General features: G+C 58.0%; 11 protein-coding genes. 8 read left to right on the top strand and 3 right to left on the bottom strand.

Annotation, left to right across the window (positions count from 1 at the left end):
• Window positions 1-109 precede the first annotated feature (109 nt).
• Window positions 110-760: a DedA family protein gene (locus F1C16_RS14955; RefSeq protein ID WP_185281428.1), complete on the top strand. Its 651-nt coding sequence runs from the start codon at window positions 110-112 to the stop codon at window positions 758-760.
• Between the two features lie 167 nt (window positions 761-927).
• Complete coding sequence (locus tag F1C16_RS14950) at window positions 928-1,671, top strand: shikimate dehydrogenase (RefSeq protein WP_185281427.1); 744 nt, start codon at window positions 928-930, stop codon at window positions 1,669-1,671.
• 174 nt (window positions 1,672-1,845) lie between these two features.
• Here the strand turns inward: F1C16_RS14950 and F1C16_RS14945 are convergent, their stop codons facing one another.
• Window positions 1,846-4,350: an outer membrane beta-barrel family protein gene (locus F1C16_RS14945; RefSeq protein WP_185281426.1), complete on the bottom strand. Its 2,505-nt coding sequence runs from the start codon at window positions 4,348-4,350 to the stop codon at window positions 1,846-1,848.
• A gap of 330 nt (window positions 4,351-4,680) precedes the next feature.
• Here F1C16_RS14945 and F1C16_RS14940 point away from each other — a divergent pair, with 330 nt between their 5' ends.
• Together F1C16_RS14940 and F1C16_RS14935 are read left to right on the top strand one after the other, a co-directional pair.
• Window positions 4,681-5,811 carry a sensor histidine kinase gene (locus F1C16_RS14940; protein ID WP_185281425.1) on the top strand — a complete coding sequence of 377 codons (1,131 nt, stop codon included), beginning with the start codon at window positions 4,681-4,683 and terminating at the stop codon, window positions 5,809-5,811.
• A gap of 4 nt (window positions 5,812-5,815) precedes the next feature.
• Window positions 5,816-6,559, top strand: coding sequence for a LytTR family DNA-binding domain-containing protein (locus tag F1C16_RS14935; RefSeq protein ID WP_258048923.1), 744 nt, complete (start codon window positions 5,816-5,818; stop codon window positions 6,557-6,559).
• Between the two features lie 90 nt (window positions 6,560-6,649).
• Here the strand turns inward: F1C16_RS14935 and wrbA are convergent, their stop codons facing one another.
• On the bottom strand, window positions 6,650-7,261 hold the full coding sequence (gene wrbA, locus F1C16_RS14930; protein WP_185281424.1) for an NAD(P)H:quinone oxidoreductase: 612 nt from the start codon (window positions 7,259-7,261) through the stop codon (window positions 6,650-6,652).
• A 344-nt stretch (window positions 7,262-7,605) separates the two neighbouring features.
• Here wrbA and F1C16_RS14925 point away from each other — a divergent pair, with 344 nt between their 5' ends.
• The 3 genes from F1C16_RS14925 to F1C16_RS14915 are packed head-to-tail and all read left to right on the top strand — an operon-like array spanning window position 7,606 to window position 10,298.
• A complete protein-coding gene (locus F1C16_RS14925) occupies window positions 7,606-8,286 on the top strand; it encodes an RNA polymerase sigma factor (RefSeq protein ID WP_185281423.1) in 681 nt (226 codons plus the stop codon).
• Window positions 8,267-9,928, top strand: a complete 1,662-nt coding sequence (locus tag F1C16_RS14920) for a hypothetical protein (RefSeq protein ID WP_185281422.1) — start codon at window positions 8,267-8,269, stop codon at window positions 9,926-9,928. The genes F1C16_RS14925 and F1C16_RS14920 overlap by 20 nt, the downstream gene beginning before the upstream one ends.
• Window positions 9,929-9,962: 34 nt before the next feature.
• A complete protein-coding gene (locus F1C16_RS14915; RefSeq protein WP_258048922.1) occupies window positions 9,963-10,298 on the top strand; it encodes a DUF6970 domain-containing protein in 336 nt (111 codons plus the stop codon).
• Window positions 10,299-10,574: 276 nt separating this feature from the next.
• On the opposite strand, the gene F1C16_RS14910 is transcribed toward F1C16_RS14915, so the two are convergent.
• Window positions 10,575-12,908 (bottom strand): amylo-alpha-1,6-glucosidase, encoded by a 2,334-nt coding sequence (locus F1C16_RS14910; RefSeq protein WP_185281421.1) that lies wholly within the window; start codon window positions 12,906-12,908, stop codon window positions 10,575-10,577.
• Window positions 12,909-13,211: 303 nt separating this feature from the next.
• Here F1C16_RS14910 and F1C16_RS14905 point away from each other — a divergent pair, with 303 nt between their 5' ends.
• Window positions 13,212-15,953 (top strand): response regulator, encoded by a 2,742-nt coding sequence (locus tag F1C16_RS14905; protein WP_185281420.1) that lies wholly within the window; start codon window positions 13,212-13,214, stop codon window positions 15,951-15,953.
• Window positions 15,954-15,996 lie beyond the last annotated feature (43 nt).

Below are 15,996 nucleotides of genomic sequence, written 5' to 3'. Positions count from 1 at the left end.
AATTGGTTGTCAACGAAGCCGAGAATTCGACAGCAAAAGTCTGCCGGATTCTCGGCTTCATTCGGAATGACGGCTGCACGTGCTTTCTTTGTGATCTAAACCCCGCTTCATGGAAATTCTACACCAAGCGCTGGACTTCGTTCTGCACCTCGATAAGCACCTCACCGCCATCATTGCCGACTACGGCACATGGACCTACGCCATCCTATTCCTGATTATTTTCGTGGAAACGGGTGTAGTGGTGCTACCCTTCCTACCCGGCGACTCCCTGTTGTTCGCAGCTGGCTCGCTGGCCGCACTGGATGGTAGCCCCCTGAACGTGGCTGTATTGATGGTGTTGCTAATTGCCGCAGCCGTATTGGGCGACACACTCAACTACCACATTGGCGACTACTTAGGGCCGCGGGTGTTTACGGATAAATCCCGCTTTTTGAAACGGGAACACCTGCTGAAAACGCAGGACTTCTACGTGAAGCACGGCGCTAAGACTCTGATCCTGGCCCGCTTCATTCCTATCATTCGCACGTTTGCGCCTTTTGTGGCGGGCATGGGCACCATGAGCTACGCTCGGTTTTTGGCATACAATGTCATTGGTGGTATCCTGTGGGTGATTTTGCTGGTAGGTACCGGCTATCTGTTTGGGCAAGTGCCTATTGTGCAGAAAAACTTTTCGCTAGTCGTAGTGGCCATTATCGTGCTGTCCATTTTGCCGGCGGTATTCGAGTTCTTCCGGTCACGCGGCCAGAAATCAGCCGTGTAGCTTAAGGGGCTGGTTGCAAAATAAGAAAATACGGCTGTCCCCCTGAGCGGAGCGAAGGACCTTATCACGGTAGAACGACCATCGTAACAACGACTCGTTCAACCGGCAGAAGGTCTTTCGCACGCGCAGGAGGACAGCCGTATTTCACTGACAACTCACAACGCACAATGAAGGAATTTGGACTGATTGGCCGCACGCTGAAACACTCGTTTTCGCAGACCTATTTCACCCAAAAATTTCAAGACTTGGGCCTCGAAGACTATCGGTATGAGTTGTTCGAGCTACCCGAGGCCGCCGATCTGGCGCAGCTGCTGGCGGCGCGCCCGAACCTGGCCGGCCTCAACGTTACGATTCCGTACAAGGAACAGATCTGGCCTTACCTTGACGAGCTGGCTTCTTCATCTGCTAGGGTAGGGGCCGTGAATGTGGTGGAGTTTACAGCCGATGGTCGCCGTGTGGGCCACAATACTGACGTTACAGGCTTCCAAGAGTCGCTGCGGCGCTTCTACCCTCGCCGCGATGCGCCCGACCGCGCCCTGGTGCTGGGCACCGGCGGCGCCTCCAAAGCGGTGGAGGTAGCACTGCGCGACCTGGGTATTGGTTACTGGCTGGTGTCGCGCAATCCCTTGGCCAACGGCCTCACCTACGACGACCTCACGCCCGAGCTGGTAGCAGCGCATCCGCTCATCATCAATGCTACGCCCCTGGGCACTTTTCCCAACGTAGACGACTGCCCGCCGCTACCCTACCACGCCCTTACACCCCAACACTACCTCTTCGACCTCATCTATAACCCCGCCGAAACCAAGTTCATGCAGCACGGCCTCGCCGCCGGCGCCCACGTCCTCAACGGCTTCGAAATGCTCTGCCTGCAAGCAGAAGCTGCATGGGAGATTTGGAACAAAGAGTGACTGAGTGAGAGAGTGGCTGAGTGAAAAAGCGTCTGTCATCCTGAGCGCAGCGAAGGACCTTATCACGGTAGAACGACCATCATAACAACGACTCGCTCAACTGGTAGAAGGTCCTTCGCAAGCTCAGGATGACAGACGCTTTTTCACTCAGTCACTCTCGCATTCTCTCACTCCCTACCCTCCCTGCTGGCCGCTGCTGCCGCTTTTGCTGTCGTTGTTTTGGATGCTGCGACGGCGGCGTTGTGGTGCGCCTGAGTCTACCTTGCCAAAGCGGTAGCTGAACGACAGCCGCACGCTGCGCTGGTAGCTGAAGAAGTTGCTGCGGCTGACGAAGTTGGGGGTGGTGGTGGTATTGCGGAAGTTGATGCCGCTTTGCAGGAACGTATTGGCGTTCAGGGTCAGGTCGGCTTTGTCGTTGAGGAAGGTGCGCTTTAGACCCAGCGAGTAGTAGTAATAACCCGAGTTGCGTGACTGGAGCTGTACCCAGCCGGCATAGTAACCGGCGTAGAACTGCGCCGTGTACTTCTCCTTGAACTTGTACGAAGAGTTGGCGCTGACATTATAGAGAAAACGGCTGCTAGTGCGGTTCAAGGCCACGCTTTTCAGATGCACGTAATTCACATCCACGTTGCCACCTATCTGTAGACCTTTCACAGGCCGCACCGAGGCATAGAGGTTGGAGCCGATGGTGCTGCTGTTAGCAATGTTCTGGAAGGTAGATTCGCTACGAGCAAGGGTATCATTGTACGTCAGCACCGACTCGATGGAGTTGTTGGTGCGCCGCCCGTAGAGCGAGAGCGTAAGCGACGACTTCTCGGAATACGTGTTGTAGGAAACATCCAAGTTCTGGGTCAGCTCGGGGCGCAGCTCGGGGTTGCCGTAGGAAATGTTGCGCGGGTCGGTCTGGTTGACGTAGGGACTCAGGAAGTAAATCTGGGGGCGCTGGATGCGGCGGGCATACGTAAGGCCCAGCGTCTGCCCATCCTTTTTCAGGTTGCGGGTGGCGCTTAGGGTAGGCAGCACATTCAGGTAGTCGTTGCGAAACCGACCATTCTCACCCACAAACTCGCCTTTTATATCCGTGTACTCAGCCCGCGTGCCCAGCGTAAAGCTGTACTTTTTGCCCAGGCTGAAGCCCAGGCTACCGTACGTCGCCAACACGTTCTGCCGGTAGTCAAAAGCATTGGAACGAAGGTCATTTCGGGCGAAATTCGCTTGCTGGCCCGTGCGCAGCGTATCCAAGTCGTAGTCGCTATTCACCTGACGCAGAATAGCTTTGGCACCGGTTTCCAACGTGGTCTTGCCCTTGAAGGGGTGCACGTAGTCGGTCTGGATGGTGGTTTCACGGTTCAGGGCCAGGTTTTCGCTTCGCTCCTGGTATTCCAGCGGGTTGCCGTTTTCCACTAATTCGGGAGCACGAAACTGATCGAGCGTATAGTTTTGGCGCGAGCGGCTCACGGAGTGCTGCCCCAGCACGCTCCACTCGCGGCGGGGCTGGTCCTTGAACGTGCGTGTGTAGCCAGCACTCACATCGTAGTTGCGCGAGGGCGTGCGCTGCTGAATGTCGCGGGTGTACCGGGTATTCAGGTTGTTGTATTGCGACAATTGAGGCAGTACCCGGTACTCATTGAACAGGTCCTGGTCATTTACAGAGTGATAGGCGTTGCCGGTGAAGTCCAGCGTGAAGCCGCTCTGCTCGGTGGGGTCGAAGGTGAGTCCTACCTTGCCAAAGCCTCCACCGCCGCGCGACTTGTTTTCCGTATTCTGGGTGAGTTGGCCAATGGCCCCATCCAGGTAGTCGGTGCGGGAGCTATTGCTGCGGCCGGGGTATTGGTTGTAAAAACCGCTGAGGCTGCTGGTGAAGCCTACCTTGCCACGGCGGGCATTCAGGGCGCCGTTCAGGTTCTGGTTGCGGTTGCCTACTGCGACACCCACGCGCCCGTTCACGCCCTGCAACGAGTTCTTCTTCAATACAATATTTACCACCCCGCCTGTGCCCTCGGCATCGTACTTGGCCGATGGGGTAGTGAGCACCTCCACGGCTTTGATCTGATCGGCCGGAATCTGCTTGAGCGCTTCGGCCAAGTTGCCAGCCAGGATGGCCGAGGGCTTGTTGTTGATAAGCACGCGCAGGTTGCTGGAACCGCGTAGCTGCACGTTGCCGTCGGCGTCCACGTTCAGCAGGGGCGTTTTGCGTAGTACATCGGAGGCGGTGCCGCCGGTGTTGGTAGCGTCGGCCTCGGCATTGTATACAATGCGGTCGGGACGGGCTTCTACGAGCGGCTTTTCGCCTACCACCGTTACCTCGCCTAATTTCTGCGAGGTGGCCGCCAGCGTTAGTTGGCCCATGTCCTTGGCGGTGGCACCTAGCGTCACGGTTTCGGTGCGGCTGGTGTAGCCCACAAAGCTGACCACCAGCCGGTAGGTGCCAGCCGGAGCCGTCAGCACAAAGCTGCCTTTCTCGTCGCAGGCCGCGCCGGCTACGGGTTTATCGCCGGTAGGGGGTAGGAGGGCCACCGTGGCAAACGGCACGGGCTGCTTATTCGCCTCGTCGAGCACGGTGCCTGTGAGGCGAGTAGAGGTGCTCTGGGCCGTAGATGTCGGCGCCGATTGGGCCTGTACGGTATGGCCGTAGCCAAGTGCGCTGGCAAGCAGCAAATAGGTAATGTAATGCTTCATACAACTATAAAAAGGAAGGCGATAAAGAGCACGATAAGGAGCAACCGGGCCAAGGATTCAGAAAGGATAAACAAGGTTGCACCGGCTAGCCAACGCCAAACATAGATCAATTGTGATATAGACGATGTTAAATTTCTATAAACTCCTTACGCGGGCTTATCAAAGTGCTAATTGCTTCAACAAAAGGCCGTAAAGTCCTACTAATTAGGCCTGTTAATTTCGTTGAAGAAAGCAAGCCGTCTGGTACGGCGTGGGCTTGATTCGTTGAAAACTAACCGGACATAAAGTGCTAGTTTGTTATTTGTGACGGCCTACCCCTGCACTTCTCTTATGTCTCTTTCGCTTTCTACTACTGCGGCCGTGCACCAGCGGCTGCGGCCCTGGCTGCCCGCGTGGCTGCCGCTTCGGCCGTGGCCCCATGTGGTGTGGCTGGCGCTGCTGCTGTTCACCGATTTTCAGCTGTGGTACGGCCAATTTGGCCTGTACTACCAGGAAACTGAAACCGGCTGGCATTTTCTGCTGAAAGCGCTGTGGGTGGATGTGGTGGATTGCGCGCTGTTTTACTTTAACTGGATCGTATTGTCGCGCCTGCTCCCGGCGCGCCGGCTGGTGCTGTATGCCGGCGCGGTGGTAGGGGGCGTGCTGGTGTTTGCCGCGTTGCGCATCGGCCTCAGCGTATTCTATGCTGAGGGGGTGCAGCAGTTCAAGCTTGCTGAACACGTGCGAATGCTCAGCAACTACCATTTGGGGCTAGGGCTACTGATTATAATTCTCAGCGGCAGCCTGCGCCTGGCCGTCGACTACCTAGAGGAGCGCGACAACCGCCGCGAGTTGCAGGCCCAACATCTGGTCACGGAGTTGTCGTTGCTGAAAGCGCAGGTAAATCCGCATTTCCTGTTCAATACCCTCAACAACATCTACGCCCTCACACTGCAACACTCGCCCCGCGCTCCTGAGGCCGTCTTGCGTCTGTCTGAAATCATGCGCTACGTGCTCTACGAAAGCGGTGCTGATACCGTACCGCTGGCGCGGGAACTGACGCACTTGCACGGCTTCCTGGAATTGCAGCGCCTGCGTCTGCCCAGTCACGCCGCCGCTACCGTGCAGTTCTGCACCACCCTAGCGCCCGGTGCCGACTACGTGTTTCCAATAGCACCCATGCTGCTGTTGCCGCTAGTCGAGAATGCCTTCAAGCACGGCCACTTGTTGGCGCCGGCGCCCGCTATCCAGCTGAATCTGGAGGTAGATGCGGCTGGCGCGTTGTGTTTTACGGTGCGCAATGCAGTGGCCGCGTCGCAAGCTGCTTCGCTGGAAGCGCCCGGTGGGGTAGGGCTACCCAACCTGCGGCGGCGGCTGGCGCTACTGTATCCGCAGCGCCACACGTTAACCATCAGCACCACGGAGCAAGAGTATTGCGCTACCCTCATGGTGCAACTCCGCCCTACGGCCGTTATCTTATAAGTCTATGGAAAGCTCTTCTGCGCTGCGTGTACTGTCCTGCGTCCTCATCGACGACGAGCCACTGGCCCTGGATGTGCTGGCTAGCTATTGCGCCCAGCTGCCCTTTCTGGCAGTGCAGGCGCAATTTCACGATGCCGCGGCGGCATTGGCCTTTCTGCGCACGCACCCCGTCGACGTGGTTTTTCTGGATATTCAGATGCCCGGCCTCAACGGGCTGCACCTGGCGCAATTGCTACCCACGCCTGCTCCACGCATCATCTTCACCACCGCCTACGACCAATACGCCGTGCGTAGCTACGAGCTGAATGCTACGGACTATCTGCTGAAACCCGTGGGGTTCGAGCGGTTTGTGCAGGCCGTGAGCAAAGTATACAGTGGCGCAGAGCGCACTGAGCCAGCACTGCCCGCGTTGCCAGTAGAGCCGCCGCCCGAGGCTATACTGGTGCGGCACGATGGCCAGCTCCGCCGGGTGGCCTTCTCCGAAATTCAGTACATAGAAGGCCGCAAGGAATACCTGCTGCTGCATACCACCCAGGGTAGGCTGCTCACGTTGCAGTCGTTTCGACGGGCTGAGGAAGTGCTGCCGCCCGCCCGCTTCGTGCGCATTCACCGCTCCTACCTTATTGCCCTGGCGCATGTGGAGTACCTGGAGCGCGGCCGGGTGCGGGTAGCCGGCCAGCTCCTCCCCATCGGCGACACCTACCGCGAAGTGCTGCTAGAGCGGTTGCGGGGATATCAGCAGTTGTGAGGATAGGGAAGTTTGAAAGCAGCAAAAGGCCGTCCTGCTCAGCAGGACGGCCTTTTTATTGGAGGCTCCCACGCCTCGAAAAACACTGGCTTACGAAGCCAGTTTCTTGGCAATCTGGGCAGTGTGCTTGCCCTGGAAGCGGGCGCCTTCCAACTCGTTTTCGCTGGGCTGCCGCTCGCCCTGGCCACCGGCCACGGTGCTGGCGCCATAAGGCGTGCCGCCAGTTACTTCTTCGTGGCCCATCTGGCCCTGCCAGGCGTAGGGTAGGCCCACCAGAATAATGCCGTGGTGCAGCAGCGCCGTGTGCATGGCCCGGATGGTGGTTTCCTGACCGCCGTGCTGGGTAGCTGTGCTTACAAAAGCGCCGCCCACTTTGCCTACCAGTGCACCTTTCGCCCACAGGCCGCCGGTGCTATCGAGATAGGCTTGTATCTGGCCGCACATGTTGCCGTAGCGGGTAGGGGTACCCAGGATGATGGCATCGTACTCCGTCAATTCGTCGGGGGTGGCTACTGGTACGTGGGCAAAAGCTTTCTGCGCTTCGGTGGCGCCTATTTTATCGAGCACTTCCTGAGGTAGGGTTTCGGGAACGCGCTTTATCACTACTTCATTGCCGTCTACTTCGCGGGCGCCTTCGGCAATAGCTTCAGCCAGTTTATACACGTGGCCATACGTGGAGTAGAATAGGATGAGCGTTTTCATGGGCAGAATAAAAAGTGAAGAAAAGGACAGTTGAACCGGCAGCCACCGGCAAGGCAATATATGTACATACATTAAATAGTGCTATATAGTTGTGCTACTTGAATTTAGTTTATTTTTAAAATTCTGATAATGAAAGAGTTGATAAATAAAATACCGTAACTATATTATCGTTTGCAACCTTGCCCAGGGTAGGTAGCATCTACTACACACAATCGTTAGCCACGCCCTTTATCTGCTTCCTATTTTACTGTTCCGCGTTGTATGTTGCATCCGTACTGCTGCCCCTGCGCCTTTCAAGCTATTTCTGTAAACTCTATTGCTGCCTGCCCTGGTAGCCTGGCCCGATGAGTGCGCTAGCTAGTGCTTTTGGGGTTTCGGGGGCGTTGCGCGGACTGCTCAGCCGACAAACGGCCGAAGAGCTACCTGCACCAACCGCCGCCGTGCGCCGCCTGACGCCCCCCGCCCAACTCACCGAAGCCGAGCTGATTGACGGTTGCCTGAATGGTAGCCGGCTGATGCAAAAGCACCTCTACGAGCGGTTTGCGGCGCGCATGATGGCCGTATGCCTGCGCTACGCCCAAACCACCTTCGAGGCTGAAGATGTATTGCAGGAAGGCTTTCTGACGGTATTTAAGAACCTGGGTAGTTTCCGGCGGGAGTGTCCGCTGGAGTTCTGGATCCGGCGCATTATGGTGAATGCGGCCTTGCGCCAGCATCGCCGCAACATGCCCCTAGTAGCTGTAAGCGACGGGGGCGACTACCCCGAGGACCTGGCCGGGGAAGAATTTGTACTAGCTAACTATGCCTTTGAAGACCTACTGAGCATCGTGCAAGATTTGGCCCCACGCTACCGTATGGTGTTCAACCTGTTTGCCATCGAAGGCTACAGCCACAAAGAAATTGGGGAGATGCTGGGCATCTCCGAGGGCACCAGCAAATCGCAATACTCGCGGGCCCGCGTTATTTTGAAGACTAAACTTGAGCGCCTCGACGCGCAACATTCTCATGGGCACCTCCGCAAATAAAGCCGCCCCCACCTCTCCGGACCCCCGGCCTACCGGCGACCTGGAGTACCTGTTCCGGCAAAAGCTGGGCGAGGCCGAAGTCGCGCCCCGCTTCCAGTTGTGGGAGCAGCTCGACCACGATCTACTGGTTCAACAAAACGAAACCTACCGCAAGCGGCTGCTGATGCACCGCTGGGTAGCGGCCGCCTGCGTGCTGCTGTTACTAAGCGTAGGTGGTTGGCTAAGCGTACAGCAACTGCAACCCTCTACCTCCCCAGAACTAGCCGGCACCACCACCGCCAGCCGTACTGCCGCCGATTACTCCGCTACCACCGCTGGGCGCCGGGCCGCCGCAGCACAAACCGGCTCTTTAGCAAAAGCCGGAGCCGTACCTGCAGCGCAAGAAGAAGAGGAGTTGAACCTGACCACTGGGCTTGGTAAAACAGCTGCTGGTAATCAGCTGCTGGCCGCGTTGTCGCAGCCGGAAGGGGGCTTGATGGGGGAGGGCGCTTCTTATACTAAGGGGCAACAAGTTGGAGGGCAACTGGCTGGCGCTGGTAGTGGCACTTCTGCTGGGTTTGCTAATACGTTCTCGCGCAACGGCTCGCCGGTGTTTGCCGCGTATACGCCCGCTACTACCGAGGCTAACTACAGTATCAAAGCAGGTGCTAGCACCTGGGATTTACTTACAGCGCGGGCAGCGCGGTTGGGCTCGGCCCTGGGCCGCTTCACTCACCCCGATACGCTGAAACCTTCCTTGCTGGCCGCGCCACCCATGCTGGCTGCCGTGATGCCACCGATAGAGAAGGAAGAAGAGAAAAAGAAGAGAGCGTTGGGTGGCTGGCGTTTCGGCGGCTCGCACGCCGTATCGGCTTTCAACCCCAACATTAACTTCGCGCAGGCCAGTACGCAAAGCACTGTTTCGGCCATCAATAACCTGGCAATGCTGGATAGCCGGGGCGTGCAGAAGGTAGCGTACGAAACCGGTGCTGCTGAGTACCGTCAAAACCTGCGCGCCGGGGTAGGGCAGCGCGTGGCCCTCACAGCAGCTCGCCCAGCCGGCAAGCACTGGGTGCTGCTGGCCGGCGTAGAAGCCGCCGAGTACCGTGCTTCCTCCGAAACGTCGTTTTCGTCGGTGGCGCAGAGCGAAACGGCCTATGCGGGCCGCGCTACGGTCGCGTATCAGGCTGCGTCTAATTCGTTCTCGAACAGTGCCGCGTATGCCCGCGATGCAGTAGGCTACACGGCCGCGCCGCGCGCCACTTCCTACCGCTACCGCACGGTGGGCGTGCCCGTGGCCGCTCGCTATGGTTCGCAAAAAACGGGGGTGTCGCTCTACGCGAAGGTAGGCGCTGCTGTAGACCTGCTGCTGGGTAGCCGGGTAGAAGTAGCCGACGAAGCCGCCGCCACGCAGGAATACTCGCTAAGCACTGCCAACTCGCCTTACCGCCAGGTGATTGCTACGGTGCGCGGCGGTGGCGGGGTGCAGTACCGTCCGGCTGGCGCTACCTGGGCCATCTTGGCTGGCCCTACCGCCGAAGCCGGCCTCACTACCCTCAACCGCGACCCCGCCCAGGCGCTGCTGCGCCGCTCGCGGCCGTACATGGTAGGGGTAGAAGCCAGCGTAGAGTTTGGCGGCGGCAAGGCCGTGACCGTGCATTAGTAACTCAGTCTTCGCATAGCGCCTCTATTGACCTATGAAATCCATGCTGGCTTTGCTGAGCTTGAGTCTATTGCTGGTAGAATGTAGTAAAGATGACAGCGTGCCCAGTGCTATTCAGGCTAAGATTGCCGAATTGAAGAAGAACCCCAAGCAGAATCCGCCCGCCGTGGTATACAGCTACCTTTACCACGGGCAGGTTGTCTACACAATCTCCAGCGACTGCTGCGACCAGTTCAACTACCTGTACGATAAAGACCTGAATATCATTTGCGCCCCCAGTGGTGGCCTCACTGGCCGCGGCGACGGCCGCTGTCCCGACTTTGCTGCCGCTGCCACCCAGGAGCACTTACTATGGCGTGACCCCCGCTAAAAAGCTGGTTGCGTTATACCGGTGGGCCGTTGAAAGGGTGTAGAGACGCATACTTGCGTCTCATCGTTGAACGAGATGGCGCATGCAACGAGACGCAAGTATGCGTCTCTACACGTTCATAGACGAGACTCAAACAGCCTCTAAGGTATCAGATTCTCTCAATCTATTATATCTATCTTTAGTAGCGTATTGCTAGTTTAGTATCAATAAGAAGCCCCACGTAGTGTACTACGTGGGGCTTCTTGTGTTCAGGCGAATTTCGCCTGGGTAGACTATTCAGTAGCTGATGGCTTGCTCATGATAGGTGCTGAGGCTCTTTAAATTAGGTTGCAGATAGGGCACAGCAAAGTGCGTACCTTCAAAAAAGGCGTTCTGCTTTTGCAGTTGCGCTTGCAGGGTAGGGCTGGCGGTGCGTATAAGCTGCTGAGTGGTTTTACCACGTTGGTCAACTACGGTTACTTCTAGTGTTGCGCCCGTGTGTCGCGCTTGCAGCGTGGCACCGGCCGGCAGCGACACCGCAACCTCCTCAAAGCCGGGCAGCGAAAACCGCATGGTAGGCGCCACGCCCACCGCCTGCACGGAGTACGTACTGGTAGCCCCGGTTTGATAGTGCGCCCGCAACTGCCCCGCGCCTACAGCCACGGCAAAGGCTACATCCGTCAACGCGGAGGGTAAGCACGGCCGAACAACGACTTCATTGCGCAGCATATCGGGCCGTATGCCCAGGAAATACTGGTACCACACGCGTAGCTGCTCAGCATTAGACCACGCCTGCAAGAACGTGCCCGAGGGCTTGCCCCGCGTTTGGCCGGGGCGGGGTAGGGCATCGGCGTTTTCGCTGAGGCTACCCACGGCGCCCTCGGCCAGCGCCTGGTGGTTCATGCGCTCAAACAGCTGGTAGGCAATGTCGGGCTGATTTTCTTCCAGCATCCGCTGCATGGCCATACCGTTGTTCCAGAGCCAGACGGTGCCGTTGTGGTAGGCCGCGTCTTTGTGGTAGTAGTGCCAGTTTTCGTGGTAGGGGTGAAAATCCGGGTCGTGCTGACTGAGCGAGGCCACGCCCCACGGGTACACCAGCTCCTGCCACACCAGCTTAGTGAGTTGCATCCGGCGTACCGGGTCGGGCACCAGGGAGTAGGCATAGAGCTGGTTGGGCCGCAGTTGAAAGTCACGCTGGCCGGCGACGGTGAGGCGGTCGGCCATGTAGGGGTGCTGGGCATCGAAAAAATCCTGCGGAAACTGCTGCTTCACCTTGGCCGCCACGGCGCGCCACTGGCGGGCGCTGGCGTCGTCGTGCAGGTAGTCGGCTAGTTGGGCGCTGGCTTGCAACTGCTCGTACCACAGCGCCTGAATATCGTTGGCGCGGTTGCCGCGAGGCGAAAGCGGCGTTACGTTCTTGATTTTGGCGTCCATCCACGTATCGGCATCGTCGTGGGTGAGGTAGCCTTTGGCGTCTACCCAATACTTCAGCGAGCCTTCGGCGGCACGCTTCACGGCCGGGTAAAACTCCCGGATGGCGGCCGTGTCGCCGGAGTAGCGCAGGTAATCGAGCATTTCGATAACGAAGCGCGGCGTGCCATCAGTGGTATTGTAGATGATGTCGTCAGGACGGGCACGGTTGGGCACACGGCCGTAGTCTTTCGAGGTAGGATCGAGGTTCTGGAACTTAGCAAACGACAGCAGAATCTTCTTAGCCGTCTCAAACTGCCCCGTTACGAGGCAGGCGCCGGGTAGGGAAATGAACAGGTCGCGGCCCCAGTAATCGTTGAACCACGGCAGGCCCGCGTAGATGCCCCAGCCCTGCTGGTTGGTCACCAGCTCGTCGGTGGTCAGCAGCAGCCAGGGTAGGGCTTTGTCGAGCTGGGGGCTGTTGCTGGCAATGGGGCTCGTGTTGGCTACCAACGTGTTCATCCGTCGCCGGCGCTGCTGTAGCCACGCCTCGTGGTGCGCCCGAAACTGCCCTAGCAATGCCCGCGCTTCGTCTTTGGAATGACCATACACCAACACGAATCCGCCGCTGGCGGCCGCAGTGCTCAAGGCACCGTTTTGCACCGTTATAGCCGCAGGCTGCCACGGCGCCACCAGAATGCGGTGGGTAGGCGCTTCTTTTGGAATCAGCCACAAGCCCTCGGGTGCGTCTGCTTCAACTGTCGTCAGGTCGCCGGCGGGGCGCCAGGTGAGCTGCTGCCCGTTTAAGTTCGTAAGCTTAATGCCTATTACGGGTTGATTATCATAAAGATATAGCTCTTCGGTGACAGCGGCGAAGGTGCGTTGCAGCTTGTAGGGGTACACGCGTACGCGGGCCGACTGGCGGTCCAGTGGGGTGCCATCCAGTAGCAGTTCGTAGTCGTGTAGTACGCGGTGAGTGGCAATGTTCCAGCCGGCGTGCCAGGCCGGCTGCTCGTTGGCGTGGGTGGTGGCGTAGTAGTAGCCCGACTGCTTATCGGTAAACGAAAACTCGCGGTTCTCGGCGGGCGTCACGTCGATGGCTAGCTGATCGAGGAGCATGGAGGGAGTAGGGGCAAGAGTGGCTACACGCGAATGGGTAGGGCTGCACGTGGTCAGCAGCAACCCCGCTAATACGGTGGCTAGGTAGGCAAGTGTTTTCATGAAAGGCACGTGGCAAAAGGTAGCGCAAAGATCAGCTGTGGGCGTCGTATGCACAGAAAGCCGAGGAAAATGGCAAAGCAACAGGAGAAAGTTAACGAGTAATTACAAGCGAGCTTTTTCGCGTAAGAAGACAGGTCTAATGCTATAATTAGCAACTTTTATACATATAAAATAATGTAATAATTATAATTATATGAAATCGTAAATTTTTATTAATTAATGATTTAGGGTAAGATTATTGACTTATTTATGTTTTAAGCTATGCTTATATTTGTGGCCACTTTCCTTTGTAATTTATATTCTATGACCAGTGCTTCTAAGCATGTTACAGTGCCAACAGAGTCGTCTTTTTCGCCGGAAAGCGAACAGCTGTGGCGTGGATGGGCCGAGAAGCATATCATAGAATTGGAGCAAGCAGTGGCAGCCGCGCAGGCGCAGGCGCAGGCGCAGGAAGCTCGCTTTCAGGCACTCCTACAAGCGCTGCCGGGGCACGCTATAGTAGCCACAGCCAGCGGCGAAGTAGTGGCCACTAACGACCAGAGCCGTGCGTTGCTGGCATCAACCCAGGACCAATTGCCCGAGCAGTTGCTCCATGTGCTACGTACTGCACCACATACGGCCGCGCAGCCACTTGCAATAGCCGATAGCCACTACGAAGCGACAGCCCAGCCAGCCGGCGCCGAAACGGTGCTGTACCTGCACGATACCACCGCCTTGCGCTGCGCCGAGGCGGCCCTGGCTACGCAGCAAGAGTTTTACGAAACCATTTTGCATGCGCTACCGGTACAGGTAGCCGTATTCGATGCCGCATACCGGTTTTCCTTCGTAAACGTAGCGAGTATGGCATCGCCAGAGGTGCGGGCTTGGGTTATCGGGAAGGATAACTTTGCTTACTGCGCGCACCGGCAGCGGCCCCGTGAGGTGGCCGTACGCAGGCAGGAGCATTTCGACCATGTGGTGGGCACCCGGAAGGCGGCTATGTGGGAAGAAGTAGAGGGCATAACCGGCGAAAAACGATACCTGCAACGGCAATACCTGCCCGTATTTGCCTCCGATGGCTCCCTGCGCATGGTCGTGGGCATGGGGGTAGACGTGACGGAGCAGCGCCGGATGGAAAAACAATTGGTCGATCAGCGGACCTTCTACGAATTTGTGCTGGACCATTTGCCTACCGATGTAGGCGTATTTGACAGCCAGTTTCGCTATCTGTTTGTGAATGCCCGCGGCATTAAAGACCCGGAGATGCGCAAATGGGTGATAGGCAAAGACAATCTCGCGTATTTCAAGCGCACCGGCCGTCCAGATGAAATGGGCCACGAGCGGCAGGCTCAGCTGGAGCACGCGGCCCGCACCCGCGAGCTGGTTACCTATGAAGAAACCTTCACGCGGCCCGACGGCGACCGGCACCTGCTGCGCTGCCTGCAACCCGTTTTTCATGCCGATGGCTCCCTGAACCTAATTCTGGGCTACGGCCTGGATGTGACGGAGCGCGTGGCCACGGAGCGCGCCCTGCGCCACGCCAAAATCACGGCCGAGTCGGCGGTGCGGGCACGGGAACTGTTTCTGGCCAACATGAGCCACGAGATTCGCACGCCCATGAACGCCATTCTGGGCATGAGTCAGCTGCTGGCCAAAACGCCGCTTACTCCCAGCCAGAGCAGTTACCGGGAAGCCATTACCACCTCAGCCGAAAACCTGCTTGTCATCATCAACGACATTCTGGACCTCTCGAAGCTGGAAGCGGGCAAAATGACGCTGGAGCAGGTAGGGTTTGGTCCCACGTTGCTGCTAGACCAGGTAGAGCAAACCCTACGCTACAAAGCTGCCGAGAAAGGCCTGCGTCTGCGCACAGAGCTGGATGAGCGCCTACCCCAGGTATTGCTCGGCGACCCATACCGCATCACACAAGTGCTGCTGAACCTGGCCGGCAACGCTATCAAGTTCACGGAGCGCGGGGAGGTGGTAGTAGCCTGCCAGGTGCTAACTACCCTGCCATCGGCCACTGGGGTAGAGATACTGTTTCGGGTGACGGATACGGGTGTGGGCATCGAGCCGGAGTTTCTGGCGCGTATTTTCCAGGAGTTCAGCCAGGAAGACGCCTCTGTGACGCGCAAGTTTGGTGGCACTGGCCTGGGCCTGTCTATCTGCCGCAACCTGGTAAAGCTGATGGGCGGCGATGTGCGGGTGAGCAGTCAGAAAAACCAGGGTACGGTGGTGGAGTTTTCGCTATGCCTACCCGTTGGCACTACCACCGACCTGCTACCTCAAACGATACTGCCCGAAGACAGCTCGATCCGCCAGAACCTGCGCTACAAGCACGTGCTGTTGGTGGAAGACAACCGCTTCAACCGTCAGATTGCCCGCACGTTCCTGCAACAAGCCCAGGTGCAGGTAACCGAAGCCGAAAATGGCGAGCAGGCCGTGGAGCTGGCCCTAGCACAGCCCTTCGACCTGATTCTGATGGATATTCAGATGCCGGTGCTGGATGGCTACGGGGCCACCGCCGCGCTACGCCAGCAACTCCAGATTACTACCCCCATCATCGCCCTCACGGCCAACGCCATTAAGGGAGAGCGGGAAAAGTGCTTGGCGGCGGGCATGAATGGCTACCTGGCCAAGCCCTTCCAGGAAACAGCTTTGTTGCAGGTGGTGAGCGAGTGGATGGCTCCGCACCATGCGGCGCCCATACCGGTGCCCGCGCCGCCCCTGTTCCGGGTAGACGAGCTGCTCAGGCTTGGACAGGGCGACCAGGAGTTTGTGACGTTTATGCTGGAAACCTTCCTGGAAAGCAGCGAGGAAATTCTGTTGGAGCTGACCCAGGGTTTGCAAGAAGGCAACCTGACCCGCTTGAAAACGGCTGCTCACACGCTCAAGCCCGGCCTGACGCACCTCGGGGTAGACCACCTGATACCGCCTGTGGCAGAGCTGGACCAGTGGCAGGAAGAGTTCCAGCGCGACGCCCTCACAGCGCTGGTTATGGCCATTGCCCCACCCCTGCGCGAAGTGCTGGACGCCATGCGGGCCTACCTGGTCATGCCGGAGTAGGTAGGCGTTATAAGCAAACCCACCTGTCATCCTGAGTGCAGCG

This window comes from Hymenobacter sp. NBH84 (assembly GCF_014217645.1).
In the GTDB taxonomy this organism is placed as follows: Bacteria; Bacteroidota; Bacteroidia; order Cytophagales; family Hymenobacteraceae; genus Hymenobacter; species Hymenobacter profundi.
Note: the sequence above shows the minus strand (reverse complement) of the source record. Positions and strands in the feature narration are given on the sequence as shown.

Excerpts from the sequence above, each read along its gene's own strand:
- F1C16_RS14920 (WP_185281422.1), top strand. The coding sequence starts at position 8,267 with ATGGGCACCTCCGCAAATAAAGCCGCCCCCACCTCTCCGGACCCCCGG.
- F1C16_RS14935 (WP_258048923.1), top strand. The coding sequence starts at position 5,816 with ATGGAAAGCTCTTCTGCGCTGCGTGTACTGTCCTGCGTCCTCATCGAC.
- F1C16_RS14905 (WP_185281420.1), top strand. The coding sequence starts at position 13,212 with ATGACCAGTGCTTCTAAGCATGTTACAGTGCCAACAGAGTCGTCTTTT.
- F1C16_RS14950 (WP_185281427.1), top strand. The coding sequence starts at position 928 with ATGAAGGAATTTGGACTGATTGGCCGCACGCTGAAACACTCGTTTTCG.
- F1C16_RS14945 (WP_185281426.1), bottom strand. The coding sequence starts at position 4,350 with ATGAAGCATTACATTACCTATTTGCTGCTTGCCAGCGCACTTGGCTAC.
- F1C16_RS14910 (WP_185281421.1), bottom strand. The coding sequence starts at position 12,908 with ATGAAAACACTTGCCTACCTAGCCACCGTATTAGCGGGGTTGCTGCTG.
- F1C16_RS14940 (WP_185281425.1), top strand. The coding sequence starts at position 4,681 with ATGTCTCTTTCGCTTTCTACTACTGCGGCCGTGCACCAGCGGCTGCGG.
- wrbA (WP_185281424.1), bottom strand. The coding sequence starts at position 7,261 with ATGAAAACGCTCATCCTATTCTACTCCACGTATGGCCACGTGTATAAA.
- F1C16_RS14925 (WP_185281423.1), top strand. The coding sequence starts at position 7,606 with ATGAGTGCGCTAGCTAGTGCTTTTGGGGTTTCGGGGGCGTTGCGCGGA.
- F1C16_RS14955 (WP_185281428.1), top strand. The coding sequence starts at position 110 with ATGGAAATTCTACACCAAGCGCTGGACTTCGTTCTGCACCTCGATAAG.
- F1C16_RS14915 (WP_258048922.1), top strand. The coding sequence starts at position 9,963 with ATGAAATCCATGCTGGCTTTGCTGAGCTTGAGTCTATTGCTGGTAGAA.